At 37.8% G+C, this 25,362-nt stretch carries 21 protein-coding genes; 18 read left to right on the plus strand and 3 right to left on the minus strand.

The features are described from left to right. The first annotated feature begins 4 nt into the window (after positions 1-4). From ABJE44_RS18055 to ABJE44_RS18120, 14 genes are all read left to right on the plus strand, one after another. Complete coding sequence (locus ABJE44_RS18055; protein ID WP_348111276.1) at positions 5-1,498, plus strand: oligosaccharide flippase family protein; 1,494 nt, start codon at positions 5-7, stop codon at positions 1,496-1,498. Continuing rightward, positions 1,498-2,511 carry a glycosyltransferase family 2 protein gene (locus ABJE44_RS18060; protein WP_348111277.1) on the plus strand — a complete coding sequence of 338 codons (1,014 nt, stop codon included), beginning with the start codon at positions 1,498-1,500 and terminating at the stop codon, positions 2,509-2,511. Before ABJE44_RS18055 ends, ABJE44_RS18060 begins: the two co-directional genes overlap by 1 nt. Next, a complete protein-coding gene (locus tag ABJE44_RS18065) occupies positions 2,508-3,584 on the plus strand; it encodes a glycosyltransferase (protein WP_348111278.1) in 1,077 nt (358 codons plus the stop codon). Before ABJE44_RS18060 ends, ABJE44_RS18065 begins: the two co-directional genes overlap by 4 nt. 26 nt (positions 3,585-3,610) lie before the next feature. Next, positions 3,611-5,095 carry a lipopolysaccharide biosynthesis protein gene (locus ABJE44_RS18070; protein WP_348111279.1) on the plus strand — a complete coding sequence of 495 codons (1,485 nt, stop codon included), beginning with the start codon at positions 3,611-3,613 and terminating at the stop codon, positions 5,093-5,095. Continuing rightward, complete coding sequence (locus tag ABJE44_RS18075) at positions 5,092-6,075, plus strand: polysaccharide pyruvyl transferase family protein (protein WP_348111280.1); 984 nt, start codon at positions 5,092-5,094, stop codon at positions 6,073-6,075. The genes ABJE44_RS18070 and ABJE44_RS18075 overlap by 4 nt, the downstream gene beginning before the upstream one ends. A 111-nt stretch (positions 6,076-6,186) precedes the next feature. After that, entirely contained in the window at positions 6,187-7,167 is a 981-nt protein-coding gene (locus ABJE44_RS18080; protein WP_348111281.1) for a polysaccharide pyruvyl transferase family protein, read from the plus strand. Positions 7,168-7,178: 11 nt separating this feature from the next. Continuing rightward, positions 7,179-8,351: a hypothetical protein gene (locus ABJE44_RS18085; RefSeq protein ID WP_348111282.1), complete on the plus strand. Its 1,173-nt coding sequence runs from the start codon at positions 7,179-7,181 to the stop codon at positions 8,349-8,351. Positions 8,352-8,438: 87 nt separating this feature from the next. Continuing rightward, complete coding sequence (locus tag ABJE44_RS18090; protein WP_348111283.1) at positions 8,439-9,359, plus strand: glycosyltransferase; 921 nt, start codon at positions 8,439-8,441, stop codon at positions 9,357-9,359. Beyond that, a complete protein-coding gene (locus ABJE44_RS18095) occupies positions 9,356-10,246 on the plus strand; it encodes a sulfotransferase (protein WP_348111284.1) in 891 nt (296 codons plus the stop codon). Before ABJE44_RS18090 ends, ABJE44_RS18095 begins: the two co-directional genes overlap by 4 nt. Before the next feature lie 64 nt (positions 10,247-10,310). Beyond that, complete coding sequence (locus ABJE44_RS18100; RefSeq protein WP_348111285.1) at positions 10,311-11,597, plus strand: O-antigen ligase family protein; 1,287 nt, start codon at positions 10,311-10,313, stop codon at positions 11,595-11,597. A 4-nt stretch (positions 11,598-11,601) separates the two neighbouring features. After that, on the plus strand, positions 11,602-13,266 hold the full coding sequence (locus tag ABJE44_RS18105; RefSeq protein ID WP_348111286.1) for an AMP-binding protein: 1,665 nt from the start codon (positions 11,602-11,604) through the stop codon (positions 13,264-13,266). Next, positions 13,256-14,239, plus strand: coding sequence for an acyltransferase family protein (locus tag ABJE44_RS18110; RefSeq protein WP_348111287.1), 984 nt, complete (start codon positions 13,256-13,258; stop codon positions 14,237-14,239). Before ABJE44_RS18105 ends, ABJE44_RS18110 begins: the two co-directional genes overlap by 11 nt. Further along, a complete protein-coding gene (locus ABJE44_RS18115) occupies positions 14,236-15,054 on the plus strand; it encodes a hypothetical protein (RefSeq protein WP_348111288.1) in 819 nt (272 codons plus the stop codon). The genes ABJE44_RS18110 and ABJE44_RS18115 overlap by 4 nt, the downstream gene beginning before the upstream one ends. Then, positions 15,051-16,580 carry a hypothetical protein gene (locus ABJE44_RS18120; RefSeq protein ID WP_348111289.1) on the plus strand — a complete coding sequence of 510 codons (1,530 nt, stop codon included), beginning with the start codon at positions 15,051-15,053 and terminating at the stop codon, positions 16,578-16,580. The genes ABJE44_RS18115 and ABJE44_RS18120 overlap by 4 nt, the downstream gene beginning before the upstream one ends. Before the next feature lie 17 nt (positions 16,581-16,597). Here the strand turns inward: ABJE44_RS18120 and ABJE44_RS18125 are convergent, their stop codons facing one another. Further along, the gene (locus ABJE44_RS18125) at positions 16,598-17,407 is read right to left on the minus strand and encodes a sulfotransferase (protein ID WP_348111290.1); all 810 of its coding nucleotides are present in this window, start codon (positions 17,405-17,407) and stop codon (positions 16,598-16,600) included. Between the two features lie 258 nt (positions 17,408-17,665). On the opposite strand from ABJE44_RS18125, the gene ABJE44_RS18130 reads away from it, so the two are divergent. The 4 genes from ABJE44_RS18130 to ABJE44_RS18145 all read left to right on the plus strand — a co-directional run bounded on the left by ABJE44_RS18130 (position 17,666) and on the right by ABJE44_RS18145 (position 22,923). Beyond that, positions 17,666-19,939, plus strand: coding sequence for a hypothetical protein (locus tag ABJE44_RS18130; protein WP_348111291.1), 2,274 nt, complete (start codon positions 17,666-17,668; stop codon positions 19,937-19,939). Between the two features lie 46 nt (positions 19,940-19,985). Continuing rightward, complete coding sequence (locus tag ABJE44_RS18135; RefSeq protein ID WP_348111292.1) at positions 19,986-21,218, plus strand: TIGR03087 family PEP-CTERM/XrtA system glycosyltransferase; 1,233 nt, start codon at positions 19,986-19,988, stop codon at positions 21,216-21,218. Beyond that, on the plus strand, positions 21,215-21,796 hold the full coding sequence (locus ABJE44_RS18140; protein ID WP_348111293.1) for an acyltransferase: 582 nt from the start codon (positions 21,215-21,217) through the stop codon (positions 21,794-21,796). The genes ABJE44_RS18135 and ABJE44_RS18140 overlap by 4 nt, the downstream gene beginning before the upstream one ends. A gap of 80 nt (positions 21,797-21,876) precedes the next feature. Beyond that, on the plus strand, positions 21,877-22,923 hold the full coding sequence (locus tag ABJE44_RS18145; protein ID WP_348111294.1) for a right-handed parallel beta-helix repeat-containing protein: 1,047 nt from the start codon (positions 21,877-21,879) through the stop codon (positions 22,921-22,923). Between the two features lie 45 nt (positions 22,924-22,968). Here ABJE44_RS18145 and ABJE44_RS18150 read toward each other — a convergent pair whose 3' ends face one another. Together ABJE44_RS18150 and xrtA are read right to left on the minus strand one after the other, a co-directional pair. After that, positions 22,969-23,838 (minus strand): FkbM family methyltransferase, encoded by an 870-nt coding sequence (locus tag ABJE44_RS18150; RefSeq protein WP_348111295.1) that lies wholly within the window; start codon positions 23,836-23,838, stop codon positions 22,969-22,971. Positions 23,839-23,847: 9 nt separating this feature from the next. Next, complete coding sequence (xrtA, locus tag ABJE44_RS18155; protein ID WP_348111296.1) at positions 23,848-25,359, minus strand: exosortase A; 1,512 nt, start codon at positions 25,357-25,359, stop codon at positions 23,848-23,850. Positions 25,360-25,362: the final 3 nt, after the last annotated feature.

Below are 25,362 nucleotides of genomic sequence, written 5' to 3' on the forward strand. Positions count from 1 at the left end.
CATTATGCACTCACTTCGTTCAAGATTGATAAGCAGCTCTGTATTTATGGTGGCGGCGAAGCTTTTTCAACGTAGTGTTGGTTTAATTAGCTTATTGATCCTAGCGAGGTTATTGACCCCAGAAGACTTTGCGGTAGTTGCAATTGTTTCAATGGTTATCTATTTTTTTGACGTATTATCGAGCGCTGGTAGCGAACAATACATTATACAAAAAGAAGAATTAACTAACGGAGACCTCAATACAGCTTGGACCCTAGATATTATTATTAAAGGAGCTTTATGTTTAACGCTAATTCTAAGCGCCCCTTTAATCGCTGCTTTTTACAGCGCTCCAGACTTACAAAATATACTCTATGTATCTTGTCTAATATTACCAATTAGTGCACTTCGCAACCCAGTATTACACTTGCTCAGACGTCAGCTTAATTACAAGTTAATATTTGGTTTGTCTGTGTGGCAAAAGCTTCTTTCATTTGCCACAGTAATGAGCATTGTATACATAGAGCCAACCTATTGGGCACTCATTATCGGAGACATAGTCGCAGCTGTTGTTTTTACCATAGGTTCATATTTATATAACCCTTATCGCCCAACCCTAAGCTTAGAGCGCACAACAGTACAATGGGGCTTCTCTAAGTGGATGTTATGCAAAAATATCCTAGGGTATTTGCGCTCCCAAATAGACACTTTTTTTGTATCTAAATTGTTTGATGCCAATACTTTAGGGCGATTCTATGTAGCCAGAGACATAGTGATGTTGCCTGGCCAAAATATTATTTTACCAGCGATTCAACCTATACTTGCGGCGTTTAGACACCAACAAAACAGCACGACTGGCATTGCAAACCAGCTAAATCAAACGCTTTTAGTGGTCACTAGCATTACCCTACCGGTGGTCGCATATATTGCTCAATTTCCACATTTTATAATCGACACTTTATTAGGGAAACAATGGACAGCAAGTTATAACTTAATGCCCTACTTAACATTGCTAGTCTTGTATATACCTTACGTATTGTTGCTCGAGCAAATATTGATCATTAGAGGCAAAATCAAATTCGCCTGCCTTTTTGATTTATTTAGTTTGCTTTTGATAATGATCGGACTTATTTATATTCCAGCTGAAAATATTGAAACATTTGCATTAATTAGAGGCGGTCTTGGGATCGGCTGTACCTTGTTATTGCTTTGCACCGTGCGCTTCAAAATACCTTTCTCATTAGGCTTATTTATATTTTGGTTTTTAGTCTGTATTGCTGATATTTACTTGGCGGTTCATTGTGCCCGTTTAATAACTGTGTATGTGCCTGAGTATGCATTTTTAAAGCTAATAATATCCGGCGCTTCATTTTTAGGGGTTTACATTGTAACCCTTTGGTTGATAATAATTTTGCTCTCTCCTTATTTACAAACTGTAAAAACTATTAAAAAAATGATTTATCTATGTTTGACACAGCTTATTCCTTCATTTGACAAAAAAACCGCAGGTAGCCAATAGTGCAAGATACTACACCTAAAATCAGTGTTATCGTTCCTCTGTATAACAGAGAGAAATTTCTACCTCAGTTATATGCCACTTTAGATGCACAAACATTTAAAGATTTTGAGGTTATTTTGATTGATGACGGCAGCACAGACAATACTCAACAATGGTTACAAGAACATGCTTTAGCCCATGGTCAAGATGTTATTTATCGACATCAAGAAAATGCTGGCCCCTATGTCGCCAGAAATTACGGACTATCCTTAGCTAAAGGTCAATATATTGCCTTTCAAGATAGCGACGATGAATGGCCAAACTACCATCTTGATGAGTTTGTAAAAGCACTCGACGAGCATTCAGACATTGATTGGCTTTTTGGCTCTTTACAAAGAATTGATCACGACACTAAAGAGATTAAGGAAGCAAGCAACTTTATTATGGCAGACGGCAGTCGCCACCCGTTTGTAAATTTACATACAGAGCAAAGAAACGGACTTTCAGTAATCAATGACCAATCCATTAAAACTGTGGCCATTAAACATTGTGTACCAGGGAGTACTCAATGTGCACTTATACGCAAAAGTGTATTTGAAAAAAACGTGTTTGACGGTACTTATCGAACCGCTTATGACAGATTTTATGCAATAAAATCTGTATTACGAGGACATAAATTCGCTTTTGTAGACACCACACATCAAATTTATCATATTCACGACGCTCATATCTCCTTAGTGACTGACGTCAACCCAGAGAAAGTCAAACGTAGTGCAAACACTATGCTTAGAGGCTACAGCGCACTATTACCATTAACCCATTCAAAACAAGAAGTGGTTGCAGTAAAGAACCAACTGGCAAGGGTTAATGCATGGGAGTTATCGATAGCTTTAAAAGACTTAGGGCAATTAAAAGAATCCTCATCCGCTATGCTACAAGCATGGCAATTGGCCCCTACTAACTGGCGATATGCTAAATCTTATCTAGTGAGCCTAGTCAGAATCTGCATAGCGCCTTTAGGCATTAAACTATGAGTAGTAATAAAGATTTAGTAGTGTTTGCCCCTAACTGGTCAAAAAATAACCCATACCAAAATTTGTTAGCTGCAAGCCTTGCAGATGACTACCAAGTGACCATGCAAAACTACCCAGAAGGCTTAGCACCATTTACTAAGTTATATCACCAGAACCCAAAGATGAAAGTTCTGCACTTACATTGGATTGCAGAGTTAATTCACCGTTTAAGCTGGTCAAAATCTTCTTTAGTTTTTTTCATTAAACTAGCGCGAATGTTATTCGATTTATGGTGCCTCAAAAAACGGGGCGTAAAAATAGTATGGACCATACATAACAAGCTCTCCCATCAAAGTTTAAACAAGAACAGAGAGTTGTTAATTAGACGTCAATTTTGCCGCCTAGCAGACCAAGTAATTATTCATAGCACTGAAGCAATGAAGCTTGTTACTAAGCTCTACGAATATCCGTTGCAGCAAAAAGCGAAGGTAATATTTCATGGTAATTACGACAACTGTTACCCAAAACCTTCAGCAACTAAAGATAGCTTAAGAAAAAGCTTAAATATCAAGCCTGATGTCATTAATATTCTGTACTTCGGTTCGATACGACCTTACAAAGGGGTGGATAATTTAATTGACTGTTTCAATAGTATTGAATCCACTCTAGAAAATTCATCCTTAACCCTTGCTGGCGGCGTGTCCGATGCAAACTATAAAAATGAATTATCAGAAAAAGTAAAACTAAACAGTAAGATCGTTGCCAATTTTGAGTTTCTGCCAGAACAGCAATTAGTGGATCAAATCACTGCGGCCGACATTGTGGTTATACCATTTGCAGACACTCTGACTTCAGGCTCAACCATACTAGCCATGACATTAGGTAAGCCCCTTATTCTGCCAGAAAAAGCAAAAGTATTTGGCTGTGTTCCCGAATTAGGTGTTAAGTATTTTACAAATACTGCAGAGCTCACATCAGTACTACAAAATGTACACAAATTACCACTAGAAACCATGGGTACGAATAATAAAGCAGCCGCTGACAAGTTAACTTGGGAACAGGTAGGCGTGTTAAGCAAACAATGTTATTCATAACATGATTAATTTATTTAAGGATTTCAGTGCCTAAATCACTCGGCTCACAAGTATTTAAAGCATCTGGCTGGCTTATGTTCACGCGAGTTGTCATTACTGTGTTAAGCATGACCAGCATTTTTATTTTAGCAAGATTATTAACGCCAGAAGACTTTGGGTTAGTAGCCATTGCGAGTGTGGTGGCCACCTTATTACAATCAATGGTGCAAATTCCAGTTAGCCAAGCTCTTATTGCCATAGAAAATCCTGAAAAGTCCCATTTTGATACCGCTTTCACGATCAACATTATACGTACGGCAATGATTTGTATAGTTTTGGTGGTATTAGCCATACCTATCGCTAATTTTTATAATGAACCTCAAGTCACTGCCATACTGATCATATTTTCTATCGCTGCATTGGCTAGTGGTTTTATCAATCCTAAATTTGTAATTTTTGAAAAATCTCTAAACTTTTCTTATCTATTTTTCACTAATACCTTGTCAAAGGTACTTGCAATAGGCGTATCTCTTGCCGTTGCTTACTACACCCAATCTTATTGGGCATTGGTTATTGGCAGTGTTATTACTCAAGTACTCAATGTTGTATTTACTTACTGGTTTTTACCTTATTTCCCAAAACTGTCTTTGCAAAAACATAAAGAAATTCTATCGTTTTCTGTGTGGGTTTCACTGAGCCACGTTATCAATAATATTAATTGGAAGCTCGACCAATTACTAATTGGGAAATTTTTTGGTACGGTCACCCTAGGGGTTTATAATATCGGCAATGAATTGGCGAGTATGCCAACAAGAGAAACAACCACACCTTTAAATAGGGCTTTGTTTCCAGCCTTTTCTCAACTTATCCATAAACCAGAACGTTTCACTCAAGCTTATCTCACCAGCATTTCCATTTTTTACTCTATTTTATTACCCATAGGTTTTGGGTTGGTGCTTGTAGCTGAGCCAATGGTACTTTTGGCTCTTGGTGAAAAATGGCAAGGGGCAATCCTTGTCATAGAAATATTGGCTGGTATTTATGCTGTGGCTTGTATTACTTCAGTCACCAAAGCCATTGCCATGGCCACTGGTAAGACTAAAATTATATTCAAACGGGACGTGCTCTTCTTTATTGTTAAAGTAGTGCTTAGTCTAGGCGGCCTATACATTTACGGCTTTTTTGGACTTTTATATTCTAAATTACTTAATTTGATATTTCTCCTTGTGTATAACTTTTTCTTAGTACGCTACTTACTTAATGTAGGCATAGTGCAGCAGTTAACAGTCTTGTGTCGCCCAGTTTTAAGTGTCTGTGTTATGTATTTCACTATGCTGTTATTAAAGAGTCAGTTAACCTTTGAAACCACTCCCTTGGACTTAATGATAGAACTAAGTCTGCTTTGTGCTGCTGGAGCACTCACCTATTGCAGTTGTCATTTTCTTATTTGGATAATGCAAGGAAAACCACAAGGTATAGAGCAAAAACTCAGCGGCATAGTCAATAAAAGATTGAAAAGAGATACAGTATGATTTTACAAGAAGTAATAAGGCAACAAGTTTTGTCTGCAATACCACCAAACGCAACTAAGATTGTTTTGGTAGACCCTCCTGATCACCCCAATGTGGGAGACAGTGCCATATTATATGGTGAAATGACGTTTCTATCAGTCCACTTTCCAAATGCAAAAGTAAACTTTGTTGACTACAAAAGCTATGCAAATGGCCAAAAATATTTATTAGAACGAGCAGATTGTATTTTATTTCATGGTGGTGGCAATTTTGGGGATTTGTGGAAGCGACATCAAAACACACGCCTTAGAATAATGCGCGAATTTCCTAATAAACCAATGCTGCAATTTCCACAAAGTATTCACTTCAAAGACCAGAACAATATAGCCGAAATGGCTGAAGTAATTAGCAAATGTGCAGATTACACATTAGTTGTAAGAGATAAAAATAGCCTAGCTTTCGCTGAAAAACATTTCTCATGTAAAACTAACTTAAGTCCAGATATGGCATTTTATATGCCTAAGTTGACACGTTTGAAACCACACCTAGATACCTTTTGCTTACTAAGAGAAGATAAGGAGTTATTAGTAGACAAAACTAAAGCGATTATATCCATTCTTGATGAGCTTACCCTTACTCATAAGCACGAAGACTGGGTCATTGAAGAAGCGCCACTAAAAGCCAAACTGAATGACTTATTATGTCGCTGGTTTAAATTACACCCTAGTATCACTCCAATACTCCAACCTATTTACGAATATATCCGTATTCTTTATATGCGAGACAATGTAAAAAGGGGTGTTAAATTATTAAGCTCAGGAAAAATAGTTGTAACCGACAGGTTGCATGCCATGATAATGAGTCATTTATTAGGCATCACTAACTACACTTTTGATTCGCTAGGAAGCAAGGTAGCGTCTTTTTATAAGGCTTGGTTAAGTGATGCATCAATTACCCATCTAATTGACGATGTGGATGACTTAAGAGAAACAATAAAATAGTACGAAGACAAGTGAACTAGAAACATTAATATAAGATAGATACAGAGAATGTTTAGCGTGGCTTGTACAACATTTTTTAAGGAAAAATAAAATGTTAATTAGAAATGCAATATGTTTTTAAAAAACATAATTAAACAGACGTTACTACCAAGCGTACCTGAAAACATTTTAAATATAGTCTTAGTCGATCCGCCAGATTATCCAAACATAGGTGATAGTGCGATTTTTCTGGGACAAATGAATTTTCTAAACATTCATTTTCCACAAGCTAAGGTACATTTTATTGACCATAGAAGTTACGCTAAAGGGCAAAAATACCTCTTAGAACAAGCTGATTGTATATTTTTTCAAGGTGGAGGGAATTTTGGTGATCTTTGGAAACGTCACCAAAAAATTCGCCTTGCGATAATGAATGAATTTTCACATAAAAGGTTAATACAATTTCCACAAAGTATTCACTTTGAAACCCAAGATTCAATCAAAGAAACGGCAGATGCTATAGCAAAATGTGCTCACTACTCACTGTTTGTAAGAGATAAAAAAAGTTTGGAGTTTGCGCGACATAATTTCAGTTGTACAACTGAGTTAATACCCGATATGGCTTTCTATTTACCAACGATAGTACGCCTGCCAGCAAAGTCTGATGTGTTCTGCTTACTTCGTGAAGACAAAGAACTTTTAGTGAATAAAACTGAGGCAATTAACCAATTACTAAAAGCCAAGGCGCTAACCTATTCTTATTCTGATTGGGTTGTCGAAAAAGCCCCATTACAGAGCAAACTAAACCTTTGGTTATGCTACTTAATCAAACGTTATCCTAGCCAAACCAAGTTAATACAACCATTTTATGAAAAACTACGACTACATTATGCTCACACCAATCTCACCCGAGGAATAGCATTGCTTAGTGAAGGTGAGCGAGTGGTAACCGACCGTCTGCATGCTTTTATAATGAGCACTCTGCTCGGTATAAAAAATTACACCTTTGACTCTTTAGGGGGAAAAATTTCAAACTTTCACCATACTTGGATGACAGAGTCCGATTTAACTTACCTACTCAACGAAGTCGATGACTTACAAGATCACCTATAATGGAACAGAGTATGTCTAACAACGTTAAGAGTTCTCAGCTCAATGTTTCATCAAGCTCACTGCCTGATGGAGCTGGTTTTGTTGTGAACATTCAGAACCAATCTGCCCCCAAAGAAATATATTTTAAAAGTAAACACCCTTTAGTGATGTCTGCAGAAGTGGAAGCTACGATTACATTACTACCAGCCATGCAACAAGGAATACCCAAAGTATTTTTAGAAGCAGAATTGGATACAAACTTTAAAGCAGGTCAGTACACGGTTCAAAATATTTACAAAAGCTGGCATGAAAACTTTACTCAAGTAGACTTTGAGCACAACCAGGCTACCTCTCTCCCTGTAATTCATTCCTCTGAAACTAAAGTTACCCCTCAAAACTTTAAAAGACACGGTATGTTTTTCTCTGGTGGAATGGACTCGTTTTACAGTTTTCTAAAGCATCAAAGCAAAATTACAGATCTGATATTTGTACATGGTTATGACATTAAACTCTCAGATCATGAATTAAGAACTAAAACGTCCGCTCAACTCCACAAGGTTGCGGAACAAAACAATGTCAACCTCATTGAAATCGAAACTAATCTACGAGATTACTTAGATAAATATGTGACTTGGGGAGAATTAGGACATGGTGCCGCATTAATAAGCATAGGTCACTTGTTAAGCCACGAGTTTGAATCTATTACCATTCCTTCATCTTATCATTATGGTAACCTATTTCCTTGGGGCACCCACCCTCTGTTAGATCCTCAATGGAGTTCATCGGGCTTAGCGTTTATTCATGATGGCTGTGAAGCAAAACGCATCGATAAGGCCAAGCTAATCGCTACAAACAATTTAGCCCTTGAAAGCCTCAGGGTATGTTGGCGAAATCCAGACAGTGCTTATAATTGTTGTAAATGTGAAAAATGTATTCGTACTATGATTAATTTAGAAATATATGATGCGCTAAATCGAAGCGCCGCTTTTCCCGACAAACTCACCTTTGAGAAAGTTAGAGCTATGCCTATAAATAGCCACAGTGCCAGAGAGTTTGTATTAGAAAATCTAAAAGCCTTAGCACAATTTCCAGAAAAAGCGGAATTAAGCGAAGCGCTAACTTACACCTTAAATAGAAAGCCTCCTAGCCCACCACTTCATCATAGAGTTAGACGGTATCTGAGGACCTTACTTGGCAGAGATTAAAATATTTACCTTGGATTAAGATCCCCGTTAAATATTCAGATAAACTAAGCAAATTAACGACATAGCATTAAAAAGAGTAAGTAAATAATGAATTTGGTTGGCATCATTCCCACGTTAAATAGACCTGATGATATTCGTCTTCTTTTCGACTCTATCGCAAAGCTTACTCAACCAACAGATGTGAATTTTACTATCGTAGTAATAGACAATAGCCCTGATGCGAATGTACAGGCCTTAGTTAATTCAATTGAATGTCCGTTTAAACTTACTTATATAAATCAAAAGAAAAAAGGTTTGAGTAATGCCAGAAACGCCGCCATAGAGGCTATCTCAGATAACACAGACTATGTCTGTACCATCGACGACGACCTTGTATTACCAGAGAGTTTTATAGTTGATTTACAAGGTAGTATTCAAAAATATCCCCATGCAGGAATGATAGGTGGCCGAGTTGAGTTGTACAACCAACAAGATTTACCTATCACAATAAAAACAAGTAAAAACCACGACAAATATGCAGGTGGTTTAAAACTATTTGGATTCGTACATGGTTGCTGCATGTTATTTTCAAAAGACGTCATGGATAAAACAGGTCAGTTTGATACCAATTTAGGCGCAGGTAGCCTATGTGGCTCAGCAGAAGATACTGATTATTATTATCGTATTTGGTTAAGTGGAAAAGAAATAGTTTATTGCCCCGATTGGTTTGTGTTTCATAATCATGGGCGCCGCACACCAGAAGAACACCAAAAACTCAAACATAACTACCAAACTGGGCAAGGCTCTTTTTACTACAAGCAGATTACCAATGGACATAAACACGCCCAAAAATTACTGTATTGGGAGCTCAGTGCAGACTTGAAAAGCTGGCTAAGCTCATGGTTTACGTCGCCAGCAACGAATCTAACGAGTGTCCAATTAAGAAATAATATAAAAGGTAAATGGTCTGATAGATACAAGGGGTATAAAAACTATAAGTCCGCAATTAAAGCGGGAGATGTCCAATGAATGATTTGAAAAAACCATTAGATGCAGCTCAACACCCTATTTTTATTATGGGCACACAGCGCTCTGGCACTACCCTTTTAACAAGAATGTTATCAGCTCATGCGCATATATTTGTGCAAAACGAACTACCTTTGATAAAGGTTTTTGTGGGAGATCGTAGTAAAAGCACGATAATTAAAAAAATAAGCGAAATCATAAAACGCAAACATGGCTCTTCGGTAGATGAACTTGTGTCTGATAAAGGGATAAAATGTTGGGGCTTAAAGGACCCTCAATTAACAGAGTATATCGAAGAGCTAAAAGCATTCCTACCAGGGTCAAAGTTCATAATTATTGTACGTGACGGCCGAGGAGTGGCTAACTCATATATAGAAAATAAATGGGGGTTAGGCACCAATGCGTATACTGGGGCCCTACGCTGGAAAGAAGAAGTACAACAACAAAAAGCCTTTATGAAATTAGCTCCAGAAAACTTTATGTTAATCCGCTTTGAAGACCTAGTGACGGATATGCCAAATAACCTAAAGAAGGTATGTGAATTTCTAAACATAGAATATTCCGACACTATGTTAAATTACCATAAGAGTGATGCCGCATATGTGGCCAATAAAGAAAACATAAACACTCAAAGAAAGCCCGACGTTCAGCTGGCTAATAAATGGCAACAACGATTAACTAAAAAGCAAATTGATATCATTGAGTATGCGGCTGGTGATGAGCTCAACGCCAATAATTATACTTTACAGGGACAAAATATAACCTTATCCCCTATCGCTATGTTCTACTATAAGCTCCATCAAAAAATAGTTGGCGAGTGGCAACTTCAGTTTCAGCTAAAACGAGCTAAGATAAAAGGCAAAGTAAAGCAATGGCGCAAGCAAAATTAATAGGCTCTGACGACTAATGATAAGTGTCTTACTGTTTTTTCTAACCTATGTTTCAGGTTTCATTTTGGCATTTCGAGTCTTTCCAATATTCGCCTTTGTGCTTTATGAAGCCGTCTATTTCTTCAATCCAGAATCCCGCTGGTGGGGGAAAATGGTCCCGGACATCAGTTATTCTTTCTTTATTTCAATCACCCTAATTTTATTTTTATTCACAAATTTCGAGAAAATCAAAGCAAATCGTCTATTTGCAGTCCCACAATTTAGATGGGCCTTTTTCATCCTATTTTTATATTGTATTGCCTATACTTACGCCGCTATCCCTGTGCTGCATTACAATGCCATGGTCAATATGATTAAGTTATTTATAGTTATTAGCATTGCTTACAAGTTATGCGATACCGACAAAAAGTTTGATTACGTTTTATGGGGTTATGTTTTAGGAGCTTGGTATATCAGTTTCTATGCTTGGCAAGTTGGCCGAAACTCTGGTGGACGGGTCGAAGGCATTGGCACAGTCGATGCGCCAGATGCCAACGGGCTTGCAGCCGCTATCGCGCCTTCCATAGTACTATGCTTGTATTATTTTTGGACATCTAAGAACAAATACGCCAAAGCAGCATTTGCTGTCGCAGGAATATTTATAGCCAATGCAATAGTACTCATAAACAGCCGTGGGGCGTTTTTAGGTGTGGCGATCAGCATCTTAATTTTCATGTATTACATGTACTTCTCTTCGTTCCAACGTAAATTTCAGAAGCTCTCAGCTGTTTTTATCACATTGGCAGGAGTATCCGGAGGCCTATATCTAGCGGATGATGCGTTTATAGAAAGAATTTACTCTATTTCAAGTGAAACAGAAGTAAATGAAGAACAAGAGTCTGGGGCAACACGAATGGTGTTTTGGGCGGCTTCGGTTGAGATGGCCAAAGATTACCCCTTTGGCAAAGGGTTTAGAGGATTTAACGTTTACGCTCATTTATATATTCCCGAAGGTGTGAATACTGGGAGGAAAGTAAACCGAACCGTACACTCCACTTGGTTTGAAGCTTTATCAGAGATTGGTTACTTGGGTTTATTTGCATTGATTATGATGTTGTATTACTGCGCTAAAACCACTCAAAAATGTAAATCTTACCTTAAAAAGAACAATCAAGTGGACCAGTACTTTAAGATTATTGCTATTCAAGCTTCGCTCATCGCATTTATGATAGCTATGACCTTTATGAACCGATTACGGGCAGAAATTTTATATTGGTGCGTATTGTATACCGCAATTGCCTATAATATTTATGTGCTAAAGAGACACACAGAAGATGAGCCTGTAGTGACAAAATTGGGCTCTGTGAGGTAGTAAAGTGACGACTTTATTTTCTGGTATTGAGCAGTATGAAAATACCATAGCCATAATTGACGAGAACCAGAATCCCATCAGTTATCAAAAGCTTTGTAATGATGCCCAAGCTTTAACACTAGAGTACCAGCACAGCAAACAGCTAGTCTTTATTAGAGCTCAAAATAACTACGCAGCCGTTCTCGCTTATGTAGCCTGCGTGCTAGCAGGCTTTCCTGTGTTATTAGTCGCCAATGAAAACCAAGTCCAATTAGACGAACTTATCAGCCGTTATCATCCAAATATAGTTGTAACTACCGATACCTCAAAGCCTATCTTCAAGTTACTAAACCAAACAGACATTAAGCTGCACCCAGAGTTATCTCACCTACTAAGTACCTCTGGTTCTACAGGCTCTCCGAAACTCGTCAAGCTATCCCATGGAAATATCAAAGCTAACTGTGATGGGATTATTAAATATTTAGACTTAACCGCCGAAGATAGAGGAATTACATCTTTACCTATCCATTATTCTTATGGATTGTCGTTACTCAATATTCATTTACGCATAGGAGCGTCAATCGTATTGACAGAGCTTTCAGTGGTTAATGAAAGCTTCTGGGAGCTTTATAAAAAGCATAAAGTCACTAGTTTTTCAGGGGTCCCCTATAGCTTTCAGTCCCTTGAATCCACCGGCTTTGATTTTAATGATTATCCATCAACTCGCTATGTTACCCAAGCGGGAGGGAAATTATCTACAACCTCAATATTACATTTTGCTAAACAACTAAAAGATAACAATAATCAGTTTTTTGTAATGTATGGACAAACTGAAGCTAGTCCTAGAATAAGCTACCTCCCCCCAAAATATGTATTTGAATATGCCGATTGTATTGGTGTTGCTCTGGAATATGGTGAGCTGGCAATTATCGATGAAGAAGACCAAGTTATCACTGATATAGATACCCCAGGTGAGCTAACATATAAAGGGCCTAATATCATGATGGGATATGCATTAGGGCCTAATGACTTCCACAATAAAGAAACGATTACAGAGTTAAAAACGGGAGACATCGCACTACGTAATGAAAAAGGGCTTTATAAAATAGTGGGACGCATGTCACGTTTTGTAAAACCTTTTGGAATACGAGTGAGTTTGGACGATATTCAGAATGCCTTATCTACTAAAGGTTATGTGGTAGCGGTAACTGGAGATGATGAAAAAATTATCGTCGCAGTAGAGAGTAAAAAACCTGAGGACCACCAAACAATCATGCAACTAATATCAATTTATAAGTTGCCTCCTGAAGTATTCCAAGTTGAAACTTTAATCCAACTACCCAGGTTAGCAAACGATAAGTTTGACTATAAGAAATTGCAATCTGACTATTTGCAACAAACTAATAAACAGTCTTTGATACAACTATTTACCCATGAATTTAAACAGCAAATACTCAATATCCTAGGCCTAAATGACCACTCTTGGGAAAGCGTGCTGCAAATTTATGAAACAACCTTGGCTTCAACTGATATTACAGTACTTTGTACCTTCAGAAGCTTAGCGGGCGACTCCTTATCTTATGTGAGCACCTCTTCAGCCCTTGAAGAATATTTGGGAACATTACCAGAAGATTGGCACAACACTTCCATCAAGGAGCTTGAAGCTAAAAAGGAAAGTCATGTCCTTTAGTTCGCTATTCGCCTTAAAAAAAGTCGATAACTTAGACTTACTAAAAGCCCTAGGCATATTACTGGTGTTGATCAACCACTCCTCTTGGCATAATTTGCAAGGAGGTGTAAACATACTGATTTTGATTTCAGGTTTAAACTTTGCACGTTTTTCCTTTAAAAAAGACAACAAGGAAATGGTTGCAGATATTTTAAGATTACTTAAAAAGCTCTTAGTCCCAAGTGTCTTACTCATTATCTTCTATAGCATGATTTATACTAAGTTCGACTGGAAAGAGCTTTTTCTTATCAGTAATTTTTACTACCCACAAAAAATTTCAACTTTTCCTGTGTGGTATGTACAAGCCATCACACAACTTTTTCTGATAATAATACCACTGGCTTTTCTATTTAATTTTTCAAGATGGACAAAAACACATCCAATTAAATTCAGTCTCTGCATGTTGGCTCTCGCCATGGCCATGCCATTGGCAATAGACCTATTCATTGACAGTGCAAGTTTATATTGGAAATTGCCCCACTATATTGCTTGGAATTTTATATTGGGCTGGGTTATTTGGGCCATGCTGTATGACTCCCCTAGAACGGTGAGAAACCAATTGCTTTGTTGGGTGATTGTTGTAACTAGTACTTTTATTGTGCTACAAGTTTATCAACCTATTCCCATTAACCGTTTTATTATTTTTTCGATATTGGTCACCTTATTGATATTATTCCGTACGGTTAAAATTCCAAACTTTAGCTATCGTCCTGTGATAATTTTAGCCAGCGCTGTTTTCTATATATTTCTATTGCATGGGGGCGTGATGAAATGGTTTGTGGACCATTTTGGCTCCCACCTTAGCTACGCCATGACATCTATATTAAAATTTATAGTCGCACTCCTTATTTGTTGCGTCAGCTATATAATCATCAGCGCTTTTACTAAAGCTTGGGTTGTGGTCAAAAATAAACGAAAGGCAATGAATTCATGATAAGAAAAATTTTATCTTTAATCTGTATTGTTATGGGAACTTCATTGTTAGCTGTTAACGTTTATGGACTTTTTCAAGACGTTCGACCAAGCATAATTGAGACTGAACCATTACGCTTTCCTAATGATCTTTCACTAAACTATGAACAAGCGATGAAACACATTGAAGCTCTTCCAGATGAAGACCACTCACAATATGCCATTAGAATGACAGATGTTATCTCTCAAAGTTTGGCACATATACATTGGAACGAAGAGTACGACGTGACTCGATACAACCAATTAATTCCCATTTGGGAAAACTACTTTTTGTATTTTATGGGCAAGTACTCAGGGATCCCTGAATACGAGAAATATCATTATGCAAATTACCAACGTAGCCTAAAAAGAGGAATTGGAATATGTGGGGATGCCTCAATGGTAATGTCGCAGCTATTTGACCAGCAAGGGATCCCAAATCAAATTTTATCTTTTCCAGGGCACGTCATCGTAACTGCTGAGATTGATGGTGAAGAGAAACTTTTTGATCCTGATTTTGGAGTAACCCTACCCTACAGCCCAGCAGAGATAAAAGATTCACCAACCCAGATTTACCAGCATTACATTGATAAGGGTTATAGCTTACGAGAAATAAAGGGCTTAATGCGTGCTTACGAGTTGGGTTACCAACGTTGGGATGGGGTAAAACACTTTATTACCAACAAGTATTATTTTGAAAAAGTCGCCTATGTTCTAAAATGGCCATTTCCAATAATCATAATGATTATTGGCTTCGCTTTATTATTATCAAAAAATAAAACAAAGAAACATAAATGAGACTTCTCAATTTAAAAAACATCTCACTGTCTATTATTCTAACAATCTTCACCGTACTGTTATTCAAATACTTACTACCAGCGGCTAATGGCACCACCGAAACTGAGCAGCCGTCAATAACAGCTAACGAAGATATGGCTTTGGTTAAACCAGAGGCAGACAGCCCTCCTCTTTTAAATAATCTGTATTTACCTAAACCAGAAACCTTTAAACCCTACCCTGAACGTAAATTATTAAAAGGTAAATATTTACAAGCCGTAGGTGGTTTCACTATTCCTCGAATAAAAATAGGTAAAACCTATCACAGAAGTATTCAGCTTGATTTTCTACCTGGCAGTAACAAATGGGTTACCGGCCATTCTGCAGGCTATGTGATTGAGCTTATCGAACCAGAACAAATAGGAATAGGAGCCCCTGAAACTTGGCCCACATTAAAAGTAGCCAGAAAACAGCCTGCATTACAAGATATTAGGAAAATCACAGCTTCTGGAGTGTTGTGGTTAAATGAAGACGAAGTACTCACATCAGGCAGAAAAAGTTACAGGTCTGGGTTTGAACCTAAATGGTTGGCGAAAGTGAACCTTGCAACTGGTACAGAAATTCAGTACACAATTACATCTGAAAGTAATACAAAAAATGATAACTTCCATATGCTGCAAGCTTTAGGCGGTGGTTTTATGCGTTTGACCGATAAAGAATGGTCGAAAAAGTATCTTAACGGCATAGGTTTTTTATTAGGTAAAGGCGGCTATGACGTTTTGGGCTCACCTTTAGGCCCTGCTCTTGGTTATTGGGAGATGGATAATAAGCCACCCCGAATATTACTTGATTACCCTCATAATAAACAACCTGCTACCCGCGACCCATATTACTTTTACCCCGAAAAAGACCCAAACACCTCACATCTTGCTCATATACCTATGTGGAAACATCCACAAGGTGATACAGGCTATTGGCAAGCTGGAAGTGTGGGTGGATTGACTTTTATCAATCACCCTGAGGTAAAAGGTGTTTTAGCTACACACAATTTTGGAAGGGGTTTACATGACTATCGAGCCCAAGGAGATCTTGGTTCAATTCGTTATTTTTTAGTACAAAGGCCAGAAATATTTTACACAGAGCGAGGCCTAGGTAGGCGCAATGACCGTGGTAACCATTCCAAAGAAATAGCAAATAGTACCTATCCAGAAGGCATACTCGCACATGCAGGAAGAGTATTTGACCCTGATGCCCTAGTCGAAGTGTACAACAATAAGAAAAAGCCATGGGAAACACAGCTCAGTCAATTTGAGTGGCCTGACTCAGGCTTGAAATGGGATGTTAGTTCAAAAAACCCGACGGTTGTGGGTTCAGTTACTTGGGATAACCAAAGACAGCTGCTTTGGGCGGCGATAGGTGATCGTAAACAGGCAAAGTTAGTCGCTTATAAAATAATTGTTGATGATGATAGACCTGACATCCCAATGAACTTACCAGACCAATGGCTTGAGTATCATAATGAACGAAATGCTCAAAATTTAAAATAGCCTTAAATTAGCAACAATTAATCTTGTCGCCAAGCCGTTAGGTCAACATCCAAAAGCTTTTCTATCAACTTAATATCTTCTTTGAAGGTCCCTTGCATTTGACTAACCATAGGATCACTTTGTTTTTTCTTTGGTGTCTTATGGAAAAATTCTTTGACCCACTCCGAAAATGGTGAGGCTTTTACTAGGTCAATTAACCAACCAAGTCCAAATTTCTGTAGCTTTTCCTGTAAATCAGGCAACACAACACGATTAATGCGCTTATCTAAATGCTCTGGAATAAAATCACTTTTAACATCTATAAACGAATACACCTTTTCTAGGGTACTTTTAGGATCACTAGACAAGTCATCATAAAACAACACTAAGACTTGTTCTTTGGCAAATAATGAATAGGTACGCTCTAGGTGTTTACCTTGCAGACTTAAATCGGTGACAAAAGGCTGTGTAGCGATAACTTCTTCAAAGCTTTGCTCAGAAAACTGACTAGGTTTATAAAGTTGATACTGAGAATAAGCTCTCGAAACCGGCTCACGAAGTATATAAATTAACTTCACATCAGGAATATGGGCTTTTATTCTCTCTAAGGCTTGATCTTCTTGATAATAGTTTGGTGTTAACTCACCCCACACTTTTGCATTACCCGTTTTTTCAGCCTTGAAAAAATCTTGATAACTACTTATACCTCTGTCATAAAAACGGTCAAAAAAATGTAACTCTTTTTCTGGAGGAACATATACATCTGGATGCTCACTCAGACACTCATGTAACCAAGTTGTACCAGCTCGTTGCGCACCAATACATATAAACTTAGGAAGTTGACTCATAAGATCCTTATGCCATTATTTGAATAGGATGATGAACACAAAGTGCCAATACATCAAAGATTTAGCATACTATAATAGCTATTTTTTGCTGTCTGGCATAGTGTCCTTGTACAATACTATCACCCAAAACATCAAATGATATGGTACAAAAATAAGCTTTTGAACCGCACAAGCTTTTTGCTTGTGTCACGATTAGAAAAATACACATAATCATTTGATAGGCACTTAACATTTATTTTCAGATAATAAGGAATAGGTTTGACTACACACGCGCCTTCGACTTTGCCAGCCAGCATGAAAATCAGCGTTATTATGCCAAGTCTATTACTGGCTACTTTGTGCTTATACGGTCTCTGGCATTTTCCCATTGCTCAAACGTCATTACTTATCGCAATTGTAATTTATGTGGCTTTATTACTTTATAAACCATTAAGCTGGCTGATTATTTTACCTCTAATAACAGTAGGTCTAAGTCTATCTCCTTGGAGCGGTAGATTTATTTTTAATGAACATGACATATTTGTTTTGATTACCATTGCCGTAGGACTTTTAAATACTCTAAAGAAGCCAAACAGTGGCCAAACACACACTATGTTACTTCCCAGTATTTTTACTGCTTTTTGTTTGTTATCTCTAGCCCATGTTCCACTGGCTGAGTTGTTTGGCCCCACAACACAAAACCTGTATTTCTCAGAGACCTACCCTTTTGCCATAACGAAAGGAATTGCATATGGATTAGGCCTTAGTTGGTTACTAGTAAAGCATAGCCAACAAGATAGAAAATTAGTGGTGTCTTATTTAATCTATGCCGCGGTATTAACCTCGATATTGCTTTTTTTCATCGCCCTATGGGAAAGAAAAATCTTTGGGGGCTTGCTCGATGACACCCCTTGGATGAAAGTGGCTCATTCTTTTCTGAACTTTTCCGGGGCCTATCGAATGACTGGGGTCATGGCGGATATGCACACAGGAGGCGAAAGTTTAGACGGCATATTTTTACTACTTGCCCCTATTAATTTGTTAGGGGTTTATTTGTTTAAATCCCATAAAGCCAAAGGGTTCGCATTAATTGGGCTACTTAGCCTCTTGTATTGTGTGTTAGTTGGATTTACTCGTGCAACCTATGTAGCCACAGCCGTTAGCCTATCATCTCTAGCAATTATGCACTTTTTATGGAAATTCAAAGAGAAGCGAAAACAAGGACAATCATTTCCTGTCGTTAAATTAAGTGTATATGGAATGTATATTATCAGTGTTTGGTTTGCTTATGGGCAAACAGGATATTACGCCATAGGGGCTGCTGCCCTTGGTTTAATTTTTACAATGTTTACCTATCAATATAAAGACAAACTAAAACATGCCTTTTGGCCTTTAATATTGATGATAAATATTTTAGTAATTTATATTTGTATCGATAGTTTTTACGATAGCCAATGGATAGATAAAACCAATAACAACCTAATTTTATTGCTTATATCCTTAGTCGGTATCATTGGAAGTGTCTTTTTTGCCAATACACCAAGGACACAAAAAGATGACAATACTTTTTACCCCCATTTAGCCGCAATAATTATTTCAGCTGTATTAGCAATTGCACTTGGCGGCACTCGTATTCAAATGAGAATGGACACCACCTCTAGAGATTTAGATACCAGACTTGATCATTGGAATACAGTTATTAACTCCTCGCAGTGGTCTTTTAAAGAGATAATGATGGGCAACGGTTTGGGTAGTTTTCCACTAAATTATGTCACCAACGAGCCTGACTTAGTTCGTCGTATCGGAAGTTACGTATTAACCACCAATGGTACAGAAAACACTTTGTTACTTGGTCCTGGGGAAGACTTAGCCTTTGGACAAAGACTTACAATAAAACCAAACACTGAATATAACCTCAACCTCGAGCTAAATTCACAATCCATCGCCAATAAAACCGTAATATTTGCTTCTCTATGCGAACGAAACCTAATCATTTTTGAACGTTGGGCAGTCAATTGTGAAACTCAAAAGATTAATGTCCAACCTAGCAAAGACACACAATTTATTTCAACCACAATTAACAGTAAAACAATTGGAGCGAATTGGGCGATTAAACGACTACCTACGGTTATGTTACTGAGGTACAAAAAAGGCGACGCTCCACTTGCAATAAAGAGTATTGAATTAATAGATGAAGGTATGGAGTCAGCCATTACAAATAGCCACTTCACACAAGGAACAGATCATTGGTTCTTTTATCATGACTTTGAACACTTGCCATGGCACATTAAAAACATATATTTATCCATTTTCTATCAAATAGGAGCTATAGGCAGCCTATTGTTTATAATCATGTTGGGAATTGCAGCCAAAAATGTAATGGCGAGCCCAGTAGAGCAGCGGCCTATAAATGGGGCGATAGCAAGTATAGTGTTAGGTTACCTTGCGTTTGGTCTATTTGGTGACCCCCTAGACTCTAGTCGAGTCAGCAGCTTATTTTTTATGTTATTGTTCTTTCTCATTAGCAGCCGAGTGAGCAACACTAAAAATTAACCACTCAAGTCGTCGTATCTAATCAATAAAAACAAGTGAATAATCGATGTTGAATATCTTATTTTTATCTCACAGGGTGCCTTTTCCGCCTAATAAAGGGGAGAAAATACGTACCTTTCACCAACTTAAATTTTTGGGTGATAAAGGGCACAGTATTAGTGTATTAGCCCCTTTTGAAGAAGACCTAGAACTAGACTTTTTTAAAGCTTTAGAAAAACAATATTGTGAAATGGCTGTTGGCATTAAGTTATCTAATAAATTATTACGTTTATGTAGTGGTTTAATCAAAGGAAAGGCCTTGAGCATTGCTAATTTTTACAGCAATGATCTGCAAAAATGTTTTGATGAATTACTCAAAAACAAAAAGTTCGATGCCATAATTTGTACCGCCTCAAGTATGGCTGAATACGTATTTAAGAGTCAGTGGCTTAAAGAAAATCCAGGCCCTGCATTGTTGATGGATTTTATGGATTTAGACTCAGATAAATGGCGTCAATATTCTGAGCGTTCAGGCTTACCAATGAAATGGGTTTATCAAAGAGAAACCAAATTAATAAACAAGTTCGAACTGAATATTGCTGCACATTTTGATGCCTGCTTTTTTATCACAGATGCTGAAAAGGCTTTGTTTTCTAAAGATGCGCCTAATAATGATAATATTTTCGCCATTGAAAACGGAATGGATACAGAAACGTTTAAACCAGCAACAACCCCGATAACGTCTGAGCAACCGATTTTACTTTTCACAGGTGTGATGGATTATGCGCCAAATGTAGACGCGGTAGTATGGTTTGTAGAAAATGTCTGGTCTGAGATATTGGCAAAGTGGCCCGAGGCTAAATTTTATATCGCTGGCATGTCGCCATCTGACAAGGTGAATAACTTAAGTAAACATAAAGGTATTGTAGTCACTGGTTTTGTGGAAGACATTTTACCGTATTTCCATCAGGCAACGATATTTGTAGGCCCTTTTAGGATTGCTCGAGGCGTACAAAATAAAGTTTTACAGGCCTTTGCTTGTGGTGTCCCTGTAGTATCCACCAATATGGGTGCAGAAGGTATTAGGTGTAAAAACCAAGAGAGTATTTTACTTGCAGCAACACCAGAAGAGTTTGTGGATAGAATTGAAACACTGACTTTAGATAAAGCGCTAAGCCAAAGTATTGCAGACAATGCTCTAGCAATAATCCATCAGCATTATGCTTGGGAAGGGGTATTAGCTCCTTTTGATAGAATACTAAACCAAGCAGTTACAGCTAAGGTTAAAACCCCCAAATGAAGTCTTTGTTAAAGTCCGCAGCGCACTTTTTATTTAGCCTATTGGCTCTGCCGCTATATTGTCTATTTCGGTTATTGTCTTTAATCGGTGCAGCAGATAGTGCATTTGCTAGTTTTGCTCAGTTCTTAAGCCTTTTTCCGGGAGTTTTTGGCGTTTATCTACGAGTAGCATTTCATAAGTTTGCCATGACCCATTGTGATAATGATGTGGTGATTGGATTTGGAACCTTGTTTTCTCAGCAAGATACTCATATACACTCAGGTACTTACATCGGCCCACAATGTAACATTGGAAAATGTACCATCAACAAAAACTGTTTAATTGGCAGTGGTGTACATATTCTGAGTGGTAAAGGCCAACATAATTTTGATGATATTAACACACCATTAAAAGACCAAGGAGGTCAGTTCGAAAAAGTCACGATTGGTGAAGATAGCTGGTTAGGAAATGGAGCTTTAATCATGGCTAACGTCGGAAAAAAATGCGTGGTAGCAGCCGGCTCTATAGTGGTAAAGGATATACCTGATTATGCCATCGTTGCTGGTAACCCGGCTAAAATCATCAAAATGCGTAAATAAGTCACTATGATTATTTACAATGGATTTTTACAGTGTTTCTAAATGCCCTGGTACTCCCCTGCATTGCCGTAGCTAAACTAATGACTTTAGTTTCAATAGTCATCATCAGCTTGTTTTCAATTAATGCCATCGCTGCAGATAAGGTGATACAAGTTCAAAACGTAGAGCAGTTATTTTCGGCGCTTAGACACGGAAATAAATACGGTAATACACATATAAAATTGCAAGACGGAACCTATATTATCGACCAAAGCCTTATTATTCTTGGTAATGGCATTACTCTATCTTCAGGTTCTGGGAACCGCAGAAAAGTCATAATAAGTGGTTTAGGTATGAAGAAAACCAAACAAGTGAATAATTTAATTCGAGTGTCAGGCAAACACTTTACATTAGACGGAATCACTCTGCAGTTTGCTGGTAACCACTTGATTCAAATTGCTGGAGAGCAAGATGCGGACTTCCCTACTCTACGAAACTGTGTCCTAAAAGACAGCTATGAACAATTATTCAAGGTGAGTTACAACCGCAAAACTAAAGTTGCCAGTGACAATGGGCTGATTGAAAACTGTGAGTTTAGTTACACCGCTGGAATAGGTCCTCAGTATTATATTGGTGGTATTGACGTACATGGTGGACACAACTGGATAGTCCGCAAAAATCAATTCAAAGGCATTGCCAGCCCAGGATCCAAAGTCGCAGAACATGCGATTCATTTTTGGAACAATACAAAAAACACTCTAATTGAAGATAATGTGATTATTAACTGTGACCGAGGAATTGGCTTCGGAATGGAAAACAGACCAACCATGGGGGGGATCATTCGCAACAACACTATATATCATAACGCACCCCACCACCCTAATGCCGATGTAGGTATTGTGTTAGAGGAGAGCCCAAATACACAAGTGTTGAATAATAAAATTTATCTGGGCCATAGCTACCCAAACTCAATTGAATATAGATTTCCTTCCACTATAAATGTATTAATTCAAGGCAATCTCACCAATAAACCTATACGTAAAAGAGATGGAGCTCATGCTAAATTGATTGGTAATCAGCGCAGTCGAAATTTAAAGGATTTTCTATCCCCCCAATTACAAGCTGAATTTTCATCACACCAAAATTGAAAGTAATACCAATCCGTATTAGGTTACACAATCGACACAAGTTAACTAACTTGTGACACCAATAATGTCGTATTGTCCTTCGGGAATTTGTTGAAACAAGGGTTTAGTCCTATCAATAATCAAACCATTGCATAGAGGCACTTGCCATATAAAATCTCGAGTCAATTCAGCGGCCTCAAATAACTCATCTGCTGTGTTGTTAGTTCTGCGGAGTACGTCAGGGTGCACTTCAATTAAAAGGATCACAGCCTTAGCAGCCTTTATTAACCGAGTCGCCCCTTTCAAAGTTTGTATCTCTTGCCCTTCAACATCTATTTTTAAGACAATTGTTTCAGCACCCATTTTGTTATCTTGAGTCTCACTCCAGTCATCTAAAGTAAAGACTTGTGTGTCACCTTCAATGCCTGACTCAATATAGCCTTCATGGTCATTCAAACGGTCACTATCGGCATGAAATGCCGTCGTACCGTTATAGTCAGAAACAGCTGCGTTCACGCTCACAGAAGTCACAGTTAACTGTGCAAGATTTATCAGTAATATATCAAAAGACTTAGGGTTGGGTTCAAAAGCAATAACATGAGATAAGGTTGGGCAATTCCTCGCAACTAACGAAGTGACAGTGCCAATATCGGCACCTAGGTCAAAAAATACAAAAGGATGATTTAGTTGATTAATGACTTGGCAAAAAGGTAAAAACTCATCGAGATAATAGTTCTCTGGCCCTTTCTCTAACCAAAAACACCATTCACCTACAGGAACAAAAAATGCTCTATCATCAATTTTATGCCCAATAACTTTATGGGGATATTTTCTGGTTAACCATAAATAGAATTTGTGTTTACCTCGCCAATCATGCTTCTGCAAAAAGGCTAAGAAAGCATTTACCCAAATTGGAAACTGTATATTAGAAACCACTTTAGACTCTTACTTAAAATTAAAATATTGATTGAATTGAGACATATTATCTCTAACGACTTTCTCAAGCTTAATTTGGTCTTTTTGTTCAGACACACTATCAGTTTCATAAGAGATTGCCACTAAGCCACTGCCCACATATGTTCCCATTAAAATACGATAAATCTCAAATAACTTAGCCCCACGCTTATTAGTGAATACCTGTCCATCTATAAGATACCAATGTACCAATAGGCGCTTCGAATCTGGATTAACTATAGTGTCGATGGCAATACTTTGTGCTACCTCAGTATCAAAATAATGACTCTGTTCAAGTGTCCACGACTTTTCAGAGTAGAGCCGATTTAAAGAGCTCACTAACTCTCCATGCCCCTTGGGATACCAAACCATGTAAGTGTCGATCTGCTGCCCGTCAATTACTAATTGAAATTGACTTTCTTGAAAAGGCTCTCGGAAATCAGGTTTCCAATTATGTCTTAAGGCTTGCGCGTGACTTTGCATCAATGTTTGCAACCTTAAACTATCAGGCTTTGTTACTTCATTGAGTTGCAATGAAATACTTTTAAACCATGTCCAAAATAACGACATAACAAGGATAATAATAATGGTTGCTTTATAGTCTATTTTTTTAGTTGCGATAAGGCTGGGCTCTACCAGCGTTTGCGGTGACTCTTTAGCAGGTAGCTTTTCTCTAATAAGCTCTCCGATTGCCAATAAACAGACAATAACCAAAGAAAAGAATATCCAACCGTAAATTAAGTGGTCGGCTCCTACTGCATGCTCCATATTAGACAAATACCCCGTAAGAATAATACCAAATACACGTATCGCATTTGCTATTACCGGGAAAACAATAGATATAAGCATAAAGCCGATACGCCGTGTATTGCTTCTCAAATTAAGATATGAATATAAGGAGCCTATGACGATTGAAGCAATAAAAAAGCTAATTCCAGAGCAAGCTTCCGCAACCAAAAACCTGCCTTGGGGAATTTCGATATACAAACCGCTTCTGTAAATAGGTATACCCGTCCAATTCAACATAACCATGGATAAGTCGGCCGTGATCTCTTGCAAAGTGGGGATTAACTCCTCACCAACAGGAATGCAGAACAAGATAAAAGTCAGAGGAAATAGTATTTGCAAGGCGAGTTGATTGCCAAGATAAGCCCACAACACTAGGGGTAAAAAGGTGAAGGTTGCAACATGCATAAATAACTGTACATCACCTGCAAGGCCTATTGCATACAATAACAAACTACCTAGACATAAAGGTAAAACAAAATAATTAGGTTTTAATTGATTAAGATCTAGTTGGTCTTTTTTCAAATATATGAGGTAGGCAGTACCGGGCAATACAAATAAACAATGATTGAAAATTTCAGAAATAAGCCAAATATCAATAGCAGTTGTCAAGCCTTGCCAAAACACAAAGACCCAACAGGCTAGAATGACAAATAAGCTAAGAATGACAGGTTTAAATTGAGGTTGCTCTCTGTTTACTAATAAGCCTCCTTTCAAAAT

The sequence above is a fragment of the Paraglaciecola sp. genome, assembly GCF_039942875.1.
Taxonomy (GTDB): Bacteria; Pseudomonadota; Gammaproteobacteria; order Enterobacterales; family Alteromonadaceae; genus Paraglaciecola.